This is a genomic window from Pontibacter sp. HSC-14F20 (assembly GCF_019599265.1).
Classification (GTDB): domain Bacteria; phylum Bacteroidota; class Bacteroidia; order Cytophagales; family Hymenobacteraceae; genus Pontibacter.
This window is the reverse complement of the sequence record NZ_JAHZTC010000005.1, coordinates 1-16,404: the sequence shown is the minus strand read 5'-3', so window position 1 is coordinate 16,404 and position 16,404 is coordinate 1. Positions and strand designations below refer to the sequence as shown.

Below are 16,404 nucleotides of genomic sequence, written 5' to 3'. Positions count from 1 at the left end.
TTGGGTATGGCAGAAAATGATGTAGAAGTAAAGCAGAATTTGTATGGAATTAATATTGATTATCCCATAGCCATTTTAGCGGCACCCTTCCATAAGAATGCAGGGATAGGTTCTTGTAACTCCTAATTTTTACTCTTAGCCTTTAAAAATATGTTCGCGATGCCAGGCAAGATTAGAAGCAGTTGGATAATGTTTTGCTCCAAAAGGTAGAGCTAGGCCCTTACCTTTTAAGTGTAGAAGCGCATAGGCATTCGTTAAATCTTCTGCTATCGCATCAGATACCAGAACTTTTAGCTTCTCATTAACTGATATTAAGCCACGGTCAAAGGCACGATGCAGGTTAGGGCAGAGCGCCAAACCATTGTTGATTTTGTCGTCCTTGCTCAGGCTGAAAGGAACGATATGGCAGGCATCAATCATTGAAAATCCGTGATTTGAAACCAGCCGCATACCTGAAATGCAGCAGGTATGGTTGTATACCTGAGGAACTAGTTTTTTGAACATACCGCCTCGTATAAAAGCTTCCTCTTCATCAGTTTCGTTCAACTCCAGGGTATAGCCTGCTGGACTCTCGTTGAGCAAATAGCTTTGAAGATTCTGGATATACCCACCTTGTTTAGTATTGAGATATTCGGCTTTTGTAACCGGAAAATAATGGTCAAGAATAGCAGTTTTCAGAATACTCCGAGCTTCTGTATCCAGAAGTAGGGTGTAGAGGTCTTCAGCAAAATAGCCGAAGTCTACTACTTCGCTGAGGGTATGGATGCTTTTAATGTGTACATGAAGAGTCGGGCCGAGCTTAGTTTTGACATTCCAAAAACCTTCAGTTGCCAGGTGATAAAAAGGCAATGAAAAATCAGAGGTATGCGCTGTTCTTACGAGTAACGCAAAGATTTCTTTAAACCTCGCTACCAGTTCTGGTGAAATGTATACCTTGTTTTCTGATAACTCAGCCTTCTCAAACAATTCAATAAAAGTAAGCAGCAGCACAGGCTTGTGTGGAGCCTTCCCATACCTGGTCACGCCCTGTCGCAACTTGCTAAACTTTTTCAGATAGTTACTGAGTGCCGTGGGAGTGGCAGCGGAGCTTGTCTGTTTCATGCTGACAATATAGCAATTTCAGGATTGCCTTATATTTTATTAAAAGCCTTAAACCAAAAGAGCCGCCTTCCATAATTGAAAGAGCGGCTCTTTTGCTTGTATGATCTCTGTTCGAAATTACTTCTGATCGCAATTGAACATCCAGTGGACGCCGAATTTGTCTTCGCAACTACCGTAGTAGTCGCCCCAAAACATATCCTGCAATTCCTGTTCTACCTTGCCGCCTTCCGAAAGCGTCTTGAACAAGCGCTGTGTTTCTTCGCGGGAGTCAGGGTGCAGGGTAATGTACACGTTATTGCCCTTTGTTAGCCGGAAACCCATCGATTCAGGCGCGTCCGTTCGCATGAGCAGGTGCCCGCCCAGTATTGGCAAACCAATGTTCATGATCAGGTTTTTGTCGGCTTCAGGTATAGGAGGCATGTCCTCGGAAGGAGGGATGTCGCCGAAGCGGGCGATGCTGCCGATGAACTCGGTTCCGAAAACAGATTTGTAGAAAAGAAAAGCTTCCTCGGTCTGGTTCGTGAAGTTGAGATAAGTGCTTACTGTTGCCATAATTTTATTTTGTAGGTAAGAAAGTTAAGATCCGGCTTCGCTCATTTCCTTTATTTTCTGCAGCGCCTTGGGCCAGGTTTCTGAAAAGTGGGCTTCATATTCCTCGTTTGTGTCCACGTCTATGGCAAGCACCGTTTCGCCCTGCGCCTCGGTAAAGGTATAGTTCTCCAGCGCACCCGCCCATTCGGTTACTTCCGGTCCGCTCGTAATTTCGGTATCGCCCTGCACCAGGCCCAGATGCTCGATGCTGATAAACTGGTTCGGTATGTTCTCTTTTATCCGGCTGACCATACCACCTGCAACGCCCTGCTCATCCAGACCAAGGAATAGTATTTTAGCGCCTTTTTCCCAGGAGCCTTTGTAATGTGAGGTCGGGTGAAACACGGCGGTCCAGGTTTTGTACTTTTCCTCGTCGAGCATGGTGCGGTATACCTTTTCGGCAGGCGCCTGTATGTTTATTTCGTAGTGCAGCGTGCGTGACTTTGCGGCGGCTTCCACATACTTTTTGAAATTATCCAGAATGGCCTGCCAGCCTGCCTGTTGCATCTCCACCGGATGACTTTGATCCGCTTCAAAAACCTCTGTCATATGGGTTTCAGTACCGTTTGGCTCAAATCTGATCTCTACTTTACGGCCGTCCTCCAAGGTGTAGGCAATGCGCGCATGCTCCTGCACATCAGTGTAAGTGCCGTTGAAGTCAAAGCCTGTGCTGCCGTCTTTAGCCTCCATTCTGGAGAGGAATGTGCCGCCCATCCGAAGGTCGTTTTCTGCCCGTGTGGTATGCCAGTCATCGGAAGCATTGTTCCACCTGGTGATGTGTTGCGGTTTGGTCCAGCATTGCCAGACCTTTGCGACCGGAGCCTGTACGTTTGCGCTGATGGTGACAGTCGCGGTTTTTGAAGTGTTTTCCATAGTAAGGTATTTAGTGAGAGATAATTATGTTTATGCTTTCACAAGTATACGCATTACCTGATTTACACAAAAATTATTTTGATCCGTCACATTCCGGCTTTCTTTTACGCACAAAAATATAGCCTGAAGGTGCTGCTATACGCTGGCAATTTTGCTTCCCATGCGCGTAACAAATTCTGCTTCTGAGCGGGTACCTGTCAGGTCAAGCGCCTTGAGCGAAAGCCGGGCGCATGCGTCGGCGTCGGAAGCGGCACGGTGATGCAGAAAATCGATGCGGTGCATGTTGCAAAGCGTTTTGAGGTCGTACTTGTGCATCCCTTTCCAGATGTTCTTCGAAAATTTGAGGCTGCAGGTATAGCGCGCTTCCGGCAGCGCAATGCCATAGGTGGTCAGTGTTTTGCGTAGTACGCTCATGTCGAAACTCGCATTGTGGGCGATCAGCAACTGGCCTTCCAGGTAAGGTTTTAACTCCGGCCAGAGCGCTTCAAAATCCGGCTGGTCCTTCACATCAGCCGGACGGATGCCATGTACAGCAATGTTAAATGAATTAAAATTGGGGTAGTACAAAGGCTTGATCAGCCAGGACCGCGTTTCAACGATCTGCCTATCGCGTACCACAGTTATACCTATCTCACAGGGGCTGTCACGTTGTGGGGTGGCCGTTTCGAAATCAAGCGCAATAAAATCCATCTGGCGGGTAAGTTTAAAAATATAAGGTATAGAAAAGCGAGGGTGCAATTTAGTCAATTTGCCAGTACTATTCTTTAAGCCCTAAGGCACTTTTGTCATCCCGACGATAGGAGAATTATGGATTATTGATATGCCTGTACGATGCTTCAGATTTCTTCGGTTGGTCGAAATGACAGAAGAATTCTATGAGTTGATGGAATGTGTCGCAACTACTCACTGCTCAAACGCACTTCGGGACATCCATGACCCGGAGAAAGCTGTTGGGGATATCCACATCCCCGTATGTGGGTTTCAGTTGCAGGTATACGGAGACAAGGATGTTCTCGGCAGAAATACCTTAGGACAGGGATGTCCGAAAGAGCGTTTATCAGTCAACTCCGGTTCGCGCGGATCTGGAGACCCGCAGCAGTTGGTGGTAGGGGGACCTCTATAGGGATTCGGATTGAGAAATACACATCAGCTATTCTAGTGAAGCAAGGGGCTATATTTAAAAATAAACTTTAACTTTAAACACGTCTTTCTAACCTGATTCCGAACCTATTGTCCATTCTATGAGAAGTATAGCCCTTTCCATTGTGCTGCTGCTACCACTCCTGGTCTTTGCACAAAAAAAGCCAGCAATCCCTGATCTGGTAAAGTACGTGAACCCCATGATCGGTACTGCCAAAATGGGCCATACCTATCCCGGTGCTACGGTTCCTTTTGGGATGGTGCAACTTAGCCCGGATACTGACACTATACCTTATGAAGTAAATGGCAAGTATAACAAGGACGTGTATAAGTACTGCGCCGGCTACCAGTACGACGATAAAACGATTGTTGGCTTCAGCCACACGCACTTCAGCGGCACCGGCCACTCCGATCTGGGCGACTTCCTGATTGCCCCAACCACCGGCAAACTGCAACTGAACCCGGGCACGGCCGACAAGCCGGAGAGTGGTTACCGCTCTGCTTTTTCGCATCAGAATGAAGTAGCCGAGCCAGCATATTACAAAGTAAAACTCGACGACCACAACATCCTGGCTGAACTCACGGCGAGCAACCGTGTAGGCATGCACCAGTATACTTTCCCGAAGTCGGATGAGGCACACATTATCCTCGATCTGATGTCGGGCATTTACAACTACGACGGCAAAACCACCTGGACCTTTGTGCGCGCGGAGAACGACACCCTGATCACGGGTTACCGCCAGACTAGCGGTTGGGCCCGTACCCGCACGGTATACTTTGCCATGTCCTTCAGCAAACCTTTCTACCAGTATGGTAACAAAGACTACTCAGAGGCACAGGTATACAAAGGCTTCTGGCGCAAGTTCGACCAGACTAAAAACTTCCCGGAATTCTCTGGCAAAAAGATTCGGGCCTTTTTCGATTTTAAGACTGAAGAAGGAGAGAAGATCAAGATAAAATTTGCGCTCTCGCCGGTGAGTACCGAAGGGGCTTTGGCCAACATGAAAGCCGAAATTCCGCACTGGGATTTTGAGCGGGTGAAGCGTGAAGGACAGGCCGCCTGGAACAAGGAGCTCAGCAAAGTGGTGGTGGATGCCGGCAAAGACGACCTCGTGAATTTCTATACCGCCATGTACCACGCCTTCCTGGGGCCGACTACTTATATGGATGTGGACGGCAAGTATAGAGGCCTCGACATGAATGTGCACCAGGCCAATGGTTTTACTAACTACACCAGCTTCTCACTTTGGGATACTTATCGGGCGCTGCACCCGCTGTTCAACATCCTGCAGCCCGCCCGCAACAACGACATGATCAAATCGATGCTGGCGCACTACGACCAGAGCGTGCATAAAATGCTGCCAGTGTGGTCGCACTACGCCAACGAAAATTGGTGTATGATCGGTTACCATTCCGTGCCGGTGATTGCTGATGCCGTGATGAAAGGGAATGGAGATTTTGATGCCAACCGTGCTCTGGATGCCTGCGTGCAGACCGCCCGCACCCGCTACTACGATGGCTTGGAATATTACATGGAAATGGGCTACGTGCCGGAGGACAAGAATGGCTCTTCCGTATCGAAGACACTGGAGTACGCCTACGATGACTGGTGTATTGCGCAAATGGCGAATAAGCTAAACCGACAGGACATTTACGAGGAATTCAGCAAGCGTGCACAGAACTACAAGAACGTGTATGACGCCAAATCCGGCTTTATGCGTCCCAAACTCAGCGACGGTACCTGGAAGAAAGAGTTCGACCCGCTGGACACACACGGACAGGGCTTCATCGAGGGCAATTCCTGGAACTACAGCCTCTACGTGCCACATGATCCGACCCAGATGATTGCCATGATGGGAGGGAAGACGCGCTTTGCCCAACATCTGGACTCGCTCTTCACGATGGAGCTGCCGGATAAATACTTTGAGAACACAGAGGACATTACCCGCGAAGGCATCATCGGCAACTACGTGCACGGCAACGAGCCCTCGCACCACGTGCCTTTCCTCTACAACTGGACCGATCAGCCCTGGAAAACCCAGCAGCGCACCCGCATGGTACTCAAAGCCATGTACAAACCCACTGTAGATGGCCTGGGTGGCAACGATGACTTCGGGCAAATGAGTGCCTGGTACATCTTCAGCGCCCTGGGCTTTTACCCGGTAGCTCCTGGCTCCGACCAGTACGCCATCACCAGTCCGGCCATCAAGTCAGCGAGCATCAACCTGGAAAACGGCAAGACCTTTACGATCGACGTGAAAAACCAGAGTGACAAGAACGTTTATGTGCAGAAAATGGAGCTGAACGGAAAGCTCGTTAACCGTACTTACCTGACGCACGATGAGATTATGAATGGTGGGAAAATTACTTTTTATATGGGAAGCAAGCCGAATAAGAAGCTTTTTTCGATGGCTCCCTGATCAGGTATAGACTTTGTAGGTGTGCTGTTGCAGGTATAGCAACTAGTATTGTTTTATAGCTTCGCCTGTGCGGCGGGCACCTATTTTTTTCTTGAGAAAAAAATCGAGGCCCCTAGCCCCAGTAGGCAAAAAAGTCAAGACCCTCCAAATCGAGGGCCCCTACCCACTACTGTTCGAAACGTGTTCAGGTGACGAATTTCTCCATTTTAGCGGGGTCTCCCCCGCAGAGCAGCACGATTTGCCTGACTATTTCCACGTCCAGCTCCTGTGCAAAGCGCAGTTTGGCGCGACGGTCGCTGTCGAGCTTGTTGAGCTTGCGGTAGACGATGAGCAGCAGGGCCACGATCAGGGTCATGTAGAGCATGACCTGAATGCCGTTCTCGTTGCGGGTGACCAGGTGCTCGAGCTGCAGGTGCTGTTTTAAGAACTTGATGAGCACCTCGATCTGCCAGCGCTCCTTGTAGAGGGCAGCCACCTGGTAGGCATCCAGCCAGGCGATGTTGGTGACAAACCAGATCGGCTCCCCCGATTCCAGGGTGGCCTTGACCAGGCGCAGGGGCTTTTCGAGGTAGCTTCCGGGCTTTTCCCGGAAGCTCACCCAGGCATCGCTCAGCACGGTGAGGGGCATCCCCTCGGGCCGCTGCCCCACGGCCAGCAGCTCCTGCTCGATGCAGTGGGAGCCCACCTTGCAGCGCGTGACAAAGAGGCGGCCCCGCTCGTCGAGCTCCTTGAGGGCTTTGCGCGACTGCACGCCCCGGTCGAAGACGACGATGCCCGAGCGGGAGATCTCCTCCGAGAGGATCGTCTCAGGCAGGGCGCAGTCCTCGCTCAGGGCCTGGCGGTTGGTGAACACGCGCACCTGGCAGGGCAGGCTGCCTTTCATGGCCAACGTGCACTTGAGCTGGCCACTGTCCTTGCTGCCCGCACGCGTGCGCATGCTCCAGGCCACCAGCCGGGCCGAGACGGCGATCAGGGTAGAGTCGTAGCGCACCAGCGCCCCCTCTTGGCCCAGCAGGCGGTTGAAGCGCTTGAAGAGCAGCTCGAAGATGGCCCGGAAGAAGTCGGGCCGCATGGTCACGATCCGGTCGCGGATGGAATTGTGGCGTGTGGTCTGCCCTTGCCCCACATCGGCCAGGGTCCGGAACTGCATAGAGCAGTAGAGCTCCTCCATCACCCGAAGGCTCGCCCGGCCTCCTTCCAGCAGCGAGAGCAGCAGCAGCTGGAACATCACCCGCCCGCTGAGCTTCTTGACCTGGTGGTCCACCCGGGTCTGGGCTGCCAGCTGCGAAAGATCCGCTTCAGGGATAAATGCCAATAAGTCCTTTGCCTTCATCTCAACCTCCTTCCCGATAAAATTCCTATCATAGAATACGTACCTTAAAAGGTTTCGAACAGTAGTGGCCCCTACCCCCACTCGCTGAACGCTCTTGACAGGGGGACCCCTTCACCCCCAACAGTGGAGTGTCAAAAGGTGCACCTGGTTGAGCTATACCTTCGTAGCTAGCGTGCAGGTTAGTCTTGTTATACCTGCCAGTGGTGTGAATTTTTACTGAAGCTACAACGCCTATACCTGATTCTGGTAATGGCGGAAAGTCCCCCTTTGAAAGGGGCAGAGGGATTTTCATCGTACACGAGAATCCTGTGTATTCTTCATAATCCTGTATCAGACAAAAAAAGACAGCAGGTTTTGATAAGGTATTTCGTCCTCATCCGGTGAGCTTTTATTCGTCACCTACACCTCCCTCACTCTATATCCTACAAACCCATAATATACAATATAAGCATAGCAAATCATCGGGATGATAAAGGAAAGCTGCAGGTTCCCAGTCAGGTCGGCGAACAGACCTTGCAGCGGCGGCACAATGGCACCACCTACAATAGCCATGACCAGCAGCGAAGAGCCCTGGCTGGTATGCCGGCCGAGCCCTTTGATGGCCAGGTCAAAAATGGTGGGGAACATGATGGAGTTGAACAGGCCGATGGCGATGATCGCCCACATAGCCAGCGAGCCTTCCGACAGCACGCCAATGAGCAGCAACCCGATCACGGCCATGGCAAATAAACCCACAGTTCGGTTAGGTATAAATCGGGCCAGTAGCAAGACGAACACATTCAGAGCGATCAGACTAAGTATGATCAGCGCCTGCTGGAGATCATACAGCAGATATACCGTCAGGAAAGTGACAAGCGCGATGAGGGCCATAACTACAAACTTTCCGCTGCGCCTCAAAGTGCTCAGCGCTACAGCCCCGAAAAAGCGACCAATCATGGCACCGCCCCAGTAGAAGGCCAGGTAATGCTTCGCCTCCGACTCTGACAAACCCGTAATCTGCGGTAGTTTAATGTAATTGATCAGCGCACTGCCAATGCTTACTTCACCACCCACATACATGAAAATACAGATGATGCCCAGCACCAGATGCGGGTGTTTCACAGCCACAGCACCGGTCTCAATCATACCGCTGCCCTCCAGCCGGGGGAGTTTCGCCAATTTAATTAACAAAGCCAACAGTAACAGCAGCGCCGCAAGTCCCAGATAGGGGAGTTTCACAGATTCGGCCGTATCTATCTGGGCAGATGCCACCTGGTCGAAAATCAGGTAACCGCCGATGATGGGCGCGATAGTGGTGCCAAAGGAGTTAAGCGCCTGCGACAGGTTCATGCGGCTGGAGGAAGTTTCAGGCGGACCGAGTATAGCCACGTAGGGGTTGGCCGTGATTTGCAGCACCGTAATGCCGGATGCCAGCACAAACAAGGCCATAAGAAAGAAGCTGTAGCTATGAAACAAAGCCGCCGGGTAAAACAGGGTGCAGCCAAGTGCCGCCACGATCAACCCAATGATGATGCCATTCTTATACCCGATTTTCTGGATGGGATCGCCTTTGGTGATGGACAACAAGAAGTAAAGAAAAGACACAATAAAGTAGGCTCCGAAAAAGGCTGTTTGGATGAGCATGGCCTGCCAGAGCTGTAACGTAAACACCTCCTGCAGCTTCGGGATCAGGATGTCGTTCATGCAGGTGATGAAGCCCCACATAAAAAACAGGAGCGTAACGACAATCAGCGGAGAGGTATAGTTTTTATAATCCAGCGCAATTTCTTTAGGCTGTGAACCAGCTTCTTCAGTCGTAACAGGCGTGATCGGTGGCATGGAGGTATAGGTTAGGCTTTAGAAGATCTATTTTAGGTGCTGTGTGGCAGTCTTGTCGTTAGAGAAAGAATAAGGCGCTGACTGCTCGTTCGTGCCCCGGCTCTTGTCAGGCACAGGCCCCATTTCGAATGTTAGTTTTCCGCCTTTCAGAATATCCTCGTGTGAGATCCAGTTCTGCGCGTGCTTTTTTCCGTTGAGGCTCACTTTCTGTACATACAGATTTTCCTTGCTGTTAGATGGGGCCTCGATCACGAACGTTTTGCCATTTTCGAGCTGGATGGTTGTTTTTTTGAATAAGGGTGCTCCCAGCACATACTGGTTCACGGCTGGCGTAACCGGATAAAAACCAAGGGCTGAGAATACATACCAGGCAGAGGTTTGTCCGTTGTCTTCGTCGCCGCAATAGCCGTCGGGAGTAGGTTGGTACATGCGGTTCATGGTTTCCCGCAACCAGTATTGTGCTTTCCAAGGTACTCCGGCGTAGTTGTAAAGGTAGATCATATGCTGAATGGGTTGGTTGCCGTGCGCGTACTGGCCCATGTTGGCAATCTGCATTTCGCGTATTTCGTGGATTACACTGCCATAGTAGCTCTCGTCGTAGAGCGGGGGCAACTTGAAAACCGAATCCAGCTTCGCCACAAAGTTTTGTCTGCCACCCATCAAGTCAATCAATCCCTGCACATCATGGAACACGGACCAGCTGTAGTGCCAACTGTTGCCCTCAGTAAAGGCATCCCCCCATTTAAACGGGTTGAAGGGTGACTGGAAGGTACCATTCTGGTTTTTGCCGCGCATCAGGCCTGTAGCAGGGTCAAACAAATTCCGGTAGTTCTGGCTGCGTCTGGCATAGAGGTTAATTTCCTCCTGCGGCCTGTTCAGCGCTTTGGCCAGCTGGTAGATGGCAAAATCGTCGTAGGCATACTCCAGCGTGCGGGCTGCATTCTCGTTTATCTTTACATCATAAGGCACATACCCGAGTTTATTATAGTAGTCTGCTCCAGCCCGACCGATAGCCGTGATCGGACCCTCGTTGTTGGCACCGTGCAGTAGCGCTTCATACAAGGTGTTGATGTCGTAGCCACGCAGGCCTTTCATGAAAGCGTCGGCTACCACCGAAGCGGAGTTGTTGCCAATCATGATGTTGGCATAGCCCGGACTGGACCACTCCGGCAGCCAGCCGCCTTCTTTGTAGTCGTTCACCAGACCAGCCTGCATTTCTGTGTTGATGCTCGGGTAAGCCAGGTTCAGAAAAGGGTATAAGGCCCGGAACGTGTCCCAGAAACCCGTGCCGGCAAAGCGGTAGCCGGGATATACCTTGCCGTCATAAGGACTGTAATGTACCGGGTTGCCGCTGGCATCGAGCTCGTACATTTTGTGCGGGAAAAACAGGGTGCGGTAAAGGCAGCTGTAAAAGGTACGCATTTGCTCGTCGGTACCACCCTCCACGGTAATGCGGCTCATGGCTTCGTTCCAAAGAGATTTGGCTTTTCGCTTCGTAGTTTCAAAATCATCGTTGGCCAGTTCACGCTTCAGGTTGAGCTCGGCCTGATCCAGACTGATAAAAGACGATGCCACGCGCAGTTTCACCTGTTCACCCTTCGCTGTTTTGAATCCCACAATGGCGCCCGCATGATTTGCGTTCATTTCCAGCTTATCCTTTACCAGCGTGGAATCGTGCCAGATATAGGCTATAGTAAAAGGCTTGTCTGCATAGATGACAAAGTGGTTTTTGAAGTCCTTGGGGTTGCTACGGGCATTTTTGGTGGTATAGCCTACAATCTTATTCTCGCCAGGTATAACTTTCACAAAAGAGCCTTTGTCAAGTGCATCAATCACGATAAACGCGCTGTCGGTAGCGGGGTAGGTGAAGCGAAACTGGGCAGCTCGTTCTGTAGGTGTGAACTCAGTAGTGACGTCGTGGTCGGCCAGGTATACGCTGTAGTAATAGGGCTTGGCTACTTCCGATTTGTGGGAGAACCAGCTGGCCCGGGCATCCTGGTCGAAGCGGAGTTTTCCCGTCACCGGCATGATTACAAACTGACCGTAGTCATTCATCCAGGGCGAAGGCTGGTGCGTCTGCTTAAAGCCTCTGATCTTGTCCGCATTATAGGTATAGGCCCAGCCATTGCCCATCTTGCCGGTTTGCGCCGTCCACAGGTTCATGCCCCAGGGCACAGCCACAGCCGGGTAGGTGTTGCCATTGGACAAACTTACTTTGGAATCAGTGCCCATCAGCGGATTGGCCAGTTCCTCCGGCTCAAAATGCACCTCATTTTTTTGTGCGAGTAAAGAGACAGGTACCAGCAGCAGGGTAGCGAGAACGATAGAGCGTAGTTGTTTATTCATGTAGATGCGATGCTTTTATAAGCTCCCGGCAACCTATTTCACTGTACCTGGCTGCTTATGAGGCGATAGTGACATCTAATATACTGAAATCCCGGAATAAAGTACTGGATGAGTAGAGAAGGGGGTAAGCCTAGAGGATTTTAGATTTGGGTAGCGGTACTTCCTGGTGGTGAGGTTAATAGAAGGTCTTCACAGCAAAAACGCCTGACTATGGAGTATAATCAGGCGTTTGCGGTTATTTTTGGTTTAAAATTTACTTTCCGATGTATAGCCTTCCGAAAGGGACGGCAGGCGGCCGTAAGCGCCACGGCCCGAAAGCTGGCCGTCATCATCTGGCATATGCTCACCTACCGCATACCCTACAACCCGCCCACTCAGTACCTGTTCCTCGATGAGAAAAGAAAGCTTAAGCTCGTGCAGCGGATTCGCAAAAACATCGCTAAATTAGACCTGAAACCTGAAGAATTAGGCTTCGCAACAGCCTGAAAAATAAACGTTAGTCAGGATTCCCGACATATTAACTATTAATTTCGGTAGCAAACGAGAGCTGATTATTTAGGTAAACCGTACTTTAAACTGATGCTCTTTGTTAAGACCGTATTTTAACTGGCGCAAGACAGCCCGCTCAGTATTCTGGTTCGGAATGCAGGCTCCTCCAAAAGAAAAGATATGATAATTTCATTGGTGGCTCATTGGAGACCCCGTTCAGGATATTTATAGCATTTGAAAGGCATTCCCTTAGAGCAGTTTATGAAGCACTTTTTTAAAATTGAGAAATCAATTACTGGTATTGCTTTGACCTCTCTGAAGGAAAATACTGTAAATTACCCTTTAGTAGGCTTTTACCAACAAAGGCGTTAGTCAGGATTAATACATTATTAGGAAATGAAGAAAGCTTTACTACTATTGTTCCTATTTCCGCTTCTATCGCATGGACAAAAGTTAAATAAGCAGGGACTTGAAGAGCACTATCTTCTAGCTAAAGGAGATAGTGTTAATTTTTATATTTATAACCCAGATAGGTTAAAAAAAACAAAGGTCTTCCTGTTCCTGCAGGGGTCTAAACCAACCCCTATGATAAGCAGTACCGACAGTGTGGAGTGCTGTTTTAACAATTTTCCAAGGTCTGTGATGAGGCGCTTCCCGAAGGATTATGCTTTTGTTTATATCCAGAAAGTTGGGGTTCCTTATTACGCCAACACAGACCACTTTACGGCTAGTGCTAAGTTCAATGAAAGGAACAATGTATTGGACAGGGCGGAAGTGGCGAGTAAGGTGCTAACTTATGTAGTTGACAAACTTTACCCTAAGGCGAATGTTGTCGCAGTCTTGGGGCACTCAGAAGGAAGCGACGTGGCTGCACGCTTGGCAGTTATTAACAAAAAAGTAACGCACCTAGGCTTTGCTTCCGGAAACGGTGCCCCGCAGATGTTTAATGACGTTCTGTTCATCAGGCGGAAGATGCACAGCGGGGAAATAGATGCAGAGGAGGCACAGGCCCAGCTCGACACTTACTTTACAGGTATGGAAAGCGTTTTTAAACGTCCTGGCTCAGTCACCGATACCTTTAGAGGCGACACCTATAAATGGCACTACGCTATCAACCAACCCCCAATAGAGAATCTTTTGAAATTGAAAATTCCCATCTTCTTGACGATAGGAAGTAATGATAATGCCGTGCCTATCGAAGCCTCAGACTACATTAAATCTGAGTTTATTCGCCTGCAAAAGGATAACCTGACTTACAAGGTATACCCCAACAGCAACCACAGCTATGTCGAAACTTTGCCTAATGGAGAAACCAGAGACCATTGGTTAGATCTATTCGACGACTTTGCCGAATTTATAAAAAATAACAGCCGCTAACAACTAAGGCTTCGTTGGGTACGGAGTGCCCACAATGAAGCCTTAGTTGCACGGAACCGGGCGACGCATTATGGGTTTTAAGTCGGAAGAGGCTTGCCGCTGAACTACTTCTTTGGGCTATCTGGTTACGTGTGATTCCAAAAGATAGCCCTTATCCGCTGCTTTTTAAAACCAGCTACCGAAGGTTTGTGTGTCACGAACAGTGTACTGGAAAGTACCCTGGTGCTGTAAGGATGATGAGGGTGGGCCCCTCGGGATCGGCGTTCAGGCGCGGGTTCCAAACCACTTTATGCTGCTTGGCTTAAAAGGCCGGGTGGTGAGCGATAAAGCAAAAGGCATCATTGAAGATGTCAGGTGTGTGCAAAGGAGACGAAGGCAAGTGAACCATCGAAGAAGCGTCGAAAGGTAGTTAAACGATGTCAAAACCAAGGCCTAAACCTTGTCTTGGGATAAGCAGAAGGGGTGCCTGATTACGGCTTCTGTGACATCCGGCGTATAGATGGTGTGACCTTAGCGCAGGCATCCTTATGGAACGTGATAACGTGTCGTCCTGATGGCAAGAGAGAAGCTCAAGTGGCAGCCCCACAAGAGCCAGAGTACCGATGCAGGGCACGCGGGCGGAACGCCTCGTAGTAGTGATGAAGTCCCTGTAATGGGGAGGGAGCGAAGGGAGCGTATTATCCAGTTTTCATCACTAGGAAAACTACCGGCTCAGGCCTGTAGGAGGTACCAACATGATTAAGACAAAACCGTTTAACATTTCCAGGGCTACTGTACAGAAAGCCTACCTGCAGGTTAAAAGGAACCGGGGCACTGCCGGGGTGGACTAGCTGAGCCTGGAGGAATTCGACAAGGACAGCAGAACTCACCTGTACCGACTATGGAACCGGATGAGCTCAGGGAGCTACATGCCTTCACCCGTACTGCTGGTGGAGATTCCCAAAAGCGGCGGGGGTACCCGTCCGCTGGGCATTCCCACTGTCACCGACCGGATCGCCCAAATGGTGGTCACCCTGACGCTGTCACCGGTGCTGGAGTCCGTGTTCCATGAGGACTCCTATGGCTACCGTCCCGGCAAAAGCGCCATAGAGGCAGTGAAAACAGCCAGGCAACGATGCTGGCGGTACGATTGGGTGCTGGATCTAGACATCAAAGACTTCTTCGACAACATGCCGCATGAGTTGCTGCTGAAGGCCGTGCGCAAGCACACAGACTGCAAATGGGTACTGCTCTACATCGAGCGGTGGCTCACAGCGCCTGTGCAGCAACGGGACGGCACGCTCATGGAAAGAGGAAAAGGAACACCTCAAGGCGCTGTTGTAAGTCCCTTGCTGGCTAATCTCTTTCTGCACTACTGTATGGATGAATGGCTTCGGATTCACTATCCGGGCTGCCCGTTCGAGCGTTACGAGGATGATAGTGTGATCCACTGCCAGACAGAAGAGCAGGCCGTGCAGTTGAGAGAGGCGCTGGGAGAGAGGCTAAAGGCATGCGGCCTGGAGCTGCATCCTGAAAAGACCAAGGTAGTCTATTGCAGGGATAGCAACAGGAAAGGCCCTTACCCTGCTCAACAATTTGACTTTCTTGGCTACACCTTCAGAGGTCGGAAATCAAAGGACAGGTATGGGCGGTACTTTACCAGTTTCTCACCAGCAATAAGTGGGAGAGCCAAAGTGTCCATTTGGGAAAAGATCCGATCATGGAAGTTGCATCGGAAGGAGGGAAGTGATCTTTTCAAAGTTGCAGCGGTAGCCAACCCGGCAGTGAGAGGATGGATCAACTACTACGGTGCCTTCTTCAGATCGGAACTTTACCGAGTGCTGGGACATCTAAATCTGATCCTGGCCAAGTGGGCAACCCGGAAATATAAAAGGCTGAGTGGTCGCAGCCAAGGCAAGGAAATGGTTAGGGGAGGTTGCAAAGTGATCACCCGAGCTGTTTGCGCATTGGGCTGTGGGAATAAAGCCAACGGTTGGATAATAACAGCCGTGTAAAGGGAGATCTTTACGCACGAATGTGTGAGAGGCTTGGACTGAATTGTCCTTGCCTACTCGACAGTGCAACCAGGCACATAAGCCTAGCTTCAGGCTGAAAGCCTCACGCACCTCATGCACCAGCCCGTCAGACTGTCTAATAACATCCTTCTTCCTGCAAATTTATCGAACAAAACGTCTAAGTGATGATAGACTTATCTGCTTAGCTATGAAATTCAATTCCGCCTGCAGCCGCACCGCCCGATGGCGGGGCTAGCCTAGAGGAGCTGATCTCCTCCGACAACGAGGTACGCCTGATCGACGCCTTTGTCAATTCGCTTCCCCCGGAGAAGCTGGGGTTCCGCACCGACCTTCCCGAGAACGGTTGCCCGGCCTACCACCCGACTGTTTTACTGAAGCTGCTCGTCTACGGCTACCTCAACCGCATCCGCTCCCCGCGCTGCCTGGAGCGAGAGTGCCCCCGCAACCTGGAGGTGAAGTGGCTGCTGAGCCAGTTGGCCCCCGACCACAATACGATCGCCAATTCCCGCAGGCACAACTCGAAGGCAATCACCCGCGTCTTCCGGGCCAGCGTGAAGATGGCTCAGCCATGACCCGCCACAGGCTGTGGCGCAAGTATTACCTGCAGCTTTTGCAAGAACTCCAGAACTCGGGCGAGGACCAGCTCTCCACCTCTGACATGGAGAGCCGGCCGCTGATCATCCGCCACAACGACTGCAGGGCCAGGGACTCGGCCGAAGGGCTGGGCGGAAGCAGCAGCCACGTGCAGAAAAAGAAAAAGCCCCCCCACAGGGCGAGGGCACTGAAAAAGTCTCCGTGAAAACTGGAGAATTACAGGAGCAGGAATTAAGTTTTCTGCTCCTTTTTTCGTATCTCCTGGTGGAATCAGAGAGCATTCAGATGGTAGCGCAACAGCAACAAA

At 50.6% G+C, this 16,404-nt stretch carries 13 protein-coding genes; 6 read left to right on the top strand and 7 right to left on the bottom strand.

Features of this window, described 5'->3' with window-relative positions; genetic code table 11:
• Positions 1-135: 135 nt before the first annotated feature.
• The 4 genes from K3G39_RS06315 to K3G39_RS06300 all read right to left on the bottom strand — a co-directional run bounded on the left by K3G39_RS06315 (position 136) and on the right by K3G39_RS06300 (position 3,312).
• Positions 136-1,101, bottom strand: a complete 966-nt coding sequence (locus tag K3G39_RS06315) for an HNH endonuclease (RefSeq protein ID WP_220625338.1) — start codon at positions 1,099-1,101, stop codon at positions 136-138.
• Between the two features lie 117 nt (positions 1,102-1,218).
• Positions 1,219-1,653, bottom strand: a complete 435-nt coding sequence (locus K3G39_RS06310) for a VOC family protein (protein WP_220625337.1) — start codon at positions 1,651-1,653, stop codon at positions 1,219-1,221.
• A 24-nt stretch (positions 1,654-1,677) separates the two neighbouring features.
• Positions 1,678-2,565: an SRPBCC family protein gene (locus tag K3G39_RS21150; protein WP_220625336.1), complete on the bottom strand. Its 888-nt coding sequence runs from the start codon at positions 2,563-2,565 to the stop codon at positions 1,678-1,680.
• A gap of 135 nt (positions 2,566-2,700) precedes the next feature.
• Complete coding sequence (locus K3G39_RS06300; RefSeq protein WP_255594062.1) at positions 2,701-3,312, bottom strand: 3'-5' exonuclease; 612 nt, start codon at positions 3,310-3,312, stop codon at positions 2,701-2,703.
• A gap of 73 nt (positions 3,313-3,385) precedes the next feature.
• On the opposite strand from K3G39_RS06300, the gene K3G39_RS06295 reads away from it, so the two are divergent.
• On the top strand, positions 3,386-3,688 hold the full coding sequence (locus K3G39_RS06295) for a hypothetical protein (protein ID WP_220625335.1): 303 nt from the start codon (positions 3,386-3,388) through the stop codon (positions 3,686-3,688).
• A 118-nt stretch (positions 3,689-3,806) separates the two neighbouring features.
• Positions 3,807-6,125 carry a GH92 family glycosyl hydrolase gene (locus tag K3G39_RS06290; RefSeq protein WP_220625334.1) on the top strand — a complete coding sequence of 773 codons (2,319 nt, stop codon included), beginning with the start codon at positions 3,807-3,809 and terminating at the stop codon, positions 6,123-6,125.
• 184 nt (positions 6,126-6,309) lie between these two features.
• On the opposite strand, the gene K3G39_RS06285 is transcribed toward K3G39_RS06290, so the two are convergent.
• The 3 genes from K3G39_RS06285 to K3G39_RS06275 all read right to left on the bottom strand — a co-directional run bounded on the left by K3G39_RS06285 (position 6,310) and on the right by K3G39_RS06275 (position 11,622).
• Entirely contained in the window at positions 6,310-7,458 is a 1,149-nt protein-coding gene (locus tag K3G39_RS06285; RefSeq protein ID WP_220625333.1) for an IS4 family transposase, read from the bottom strand.
• Positions 7,459-7,857: 399 nt separating this feature from the next.
• Positions 7,858-9,276 (bottom strand): sugar MFS transporter, encoded by a 1,419-nt coding sequence (locus K3G39_RS06280; protein WP_220625332.1) that lies wholly within the window; start codon positions 9,274-9,276, stop codon positions 7,858-7,860.
• Positions 9,277-9,303: 27 nt separating this feature from the next.
• Positions 9,304-11,622 carry a GH92 family glycosyl hydrolase gene (locus K3G39_RS06275; RefSeq protein WP_220625331.1) on the bottom strand — a complete coding sequence of 773 codons (2,319 nt, stop codon included), beginning with the start codon at positions 11,620-11,622 and terminating at the stop codon, positions 9,304-9,306.
• A gap of 210 nt (positions 11,623-11,832) precedes the next feature.
• Here K3G39_RS06275 and K3G39_RS06270 point away from each other — a divergent pair, with 210 nt between their 5' ends.
• The 4 genes from K3G39_RS06270 to K3G39_RS21145 all read left to right on the top strand — a co-directional run bounded on the left by K3G39_RS06270 (position 11,833) and on the right by K3G39_RS21145 (position 16,075).
• The gene (locus tag K3G39_RS06270) at positions 11,833-12,108 is read left to right on the top strand and encodes a hypothetical protein (RefSeq protein WP_220625330.1); all 276 of its coding nucleotides are present in this window, start codon (positions 11,833-11,835) and stop codon (positions 12,106-12,108) included.
• A gap of 399 nt (positions 12,109-12,507) precedes the next feature.
• The gene (locus K3G39_RS06265) at positions 12,508-13,488 is read left to right on the top strand and encodes a dienelactone hydrolase family protein (protein WP_220625329.1); all 981 of its coding nucleotides are present in this window, start codon (positions 12,508-12,510) and stop codon (positions 13,486-13,488) included.
• Positions 13,489-14,378: 890 nt separating this feature from the next.
• Positions 14,379-15,482, top strand: coding sequence for a group II intron reverse transcriptase/maturase (gene ltrA, locus K3G39_RS06260; RefSeq protein WP_370627206.1), 1,104 nt, complete (start codon positions 14,379-14,381; stop codon positions 15,480-15,482).
• Between the two features lie 218 nt (positions 15,483-15,700).
• Entirely contained in the window at positions 15,701-16,075 is a 375-nt protein-coding gene (locus K3G39_RS21145; RefSeq protein ID WP_220625514.1) for a transposase, read from the top strand.
• Positions 16,076-16,404 lie beyond the last annotated feature (329 nt).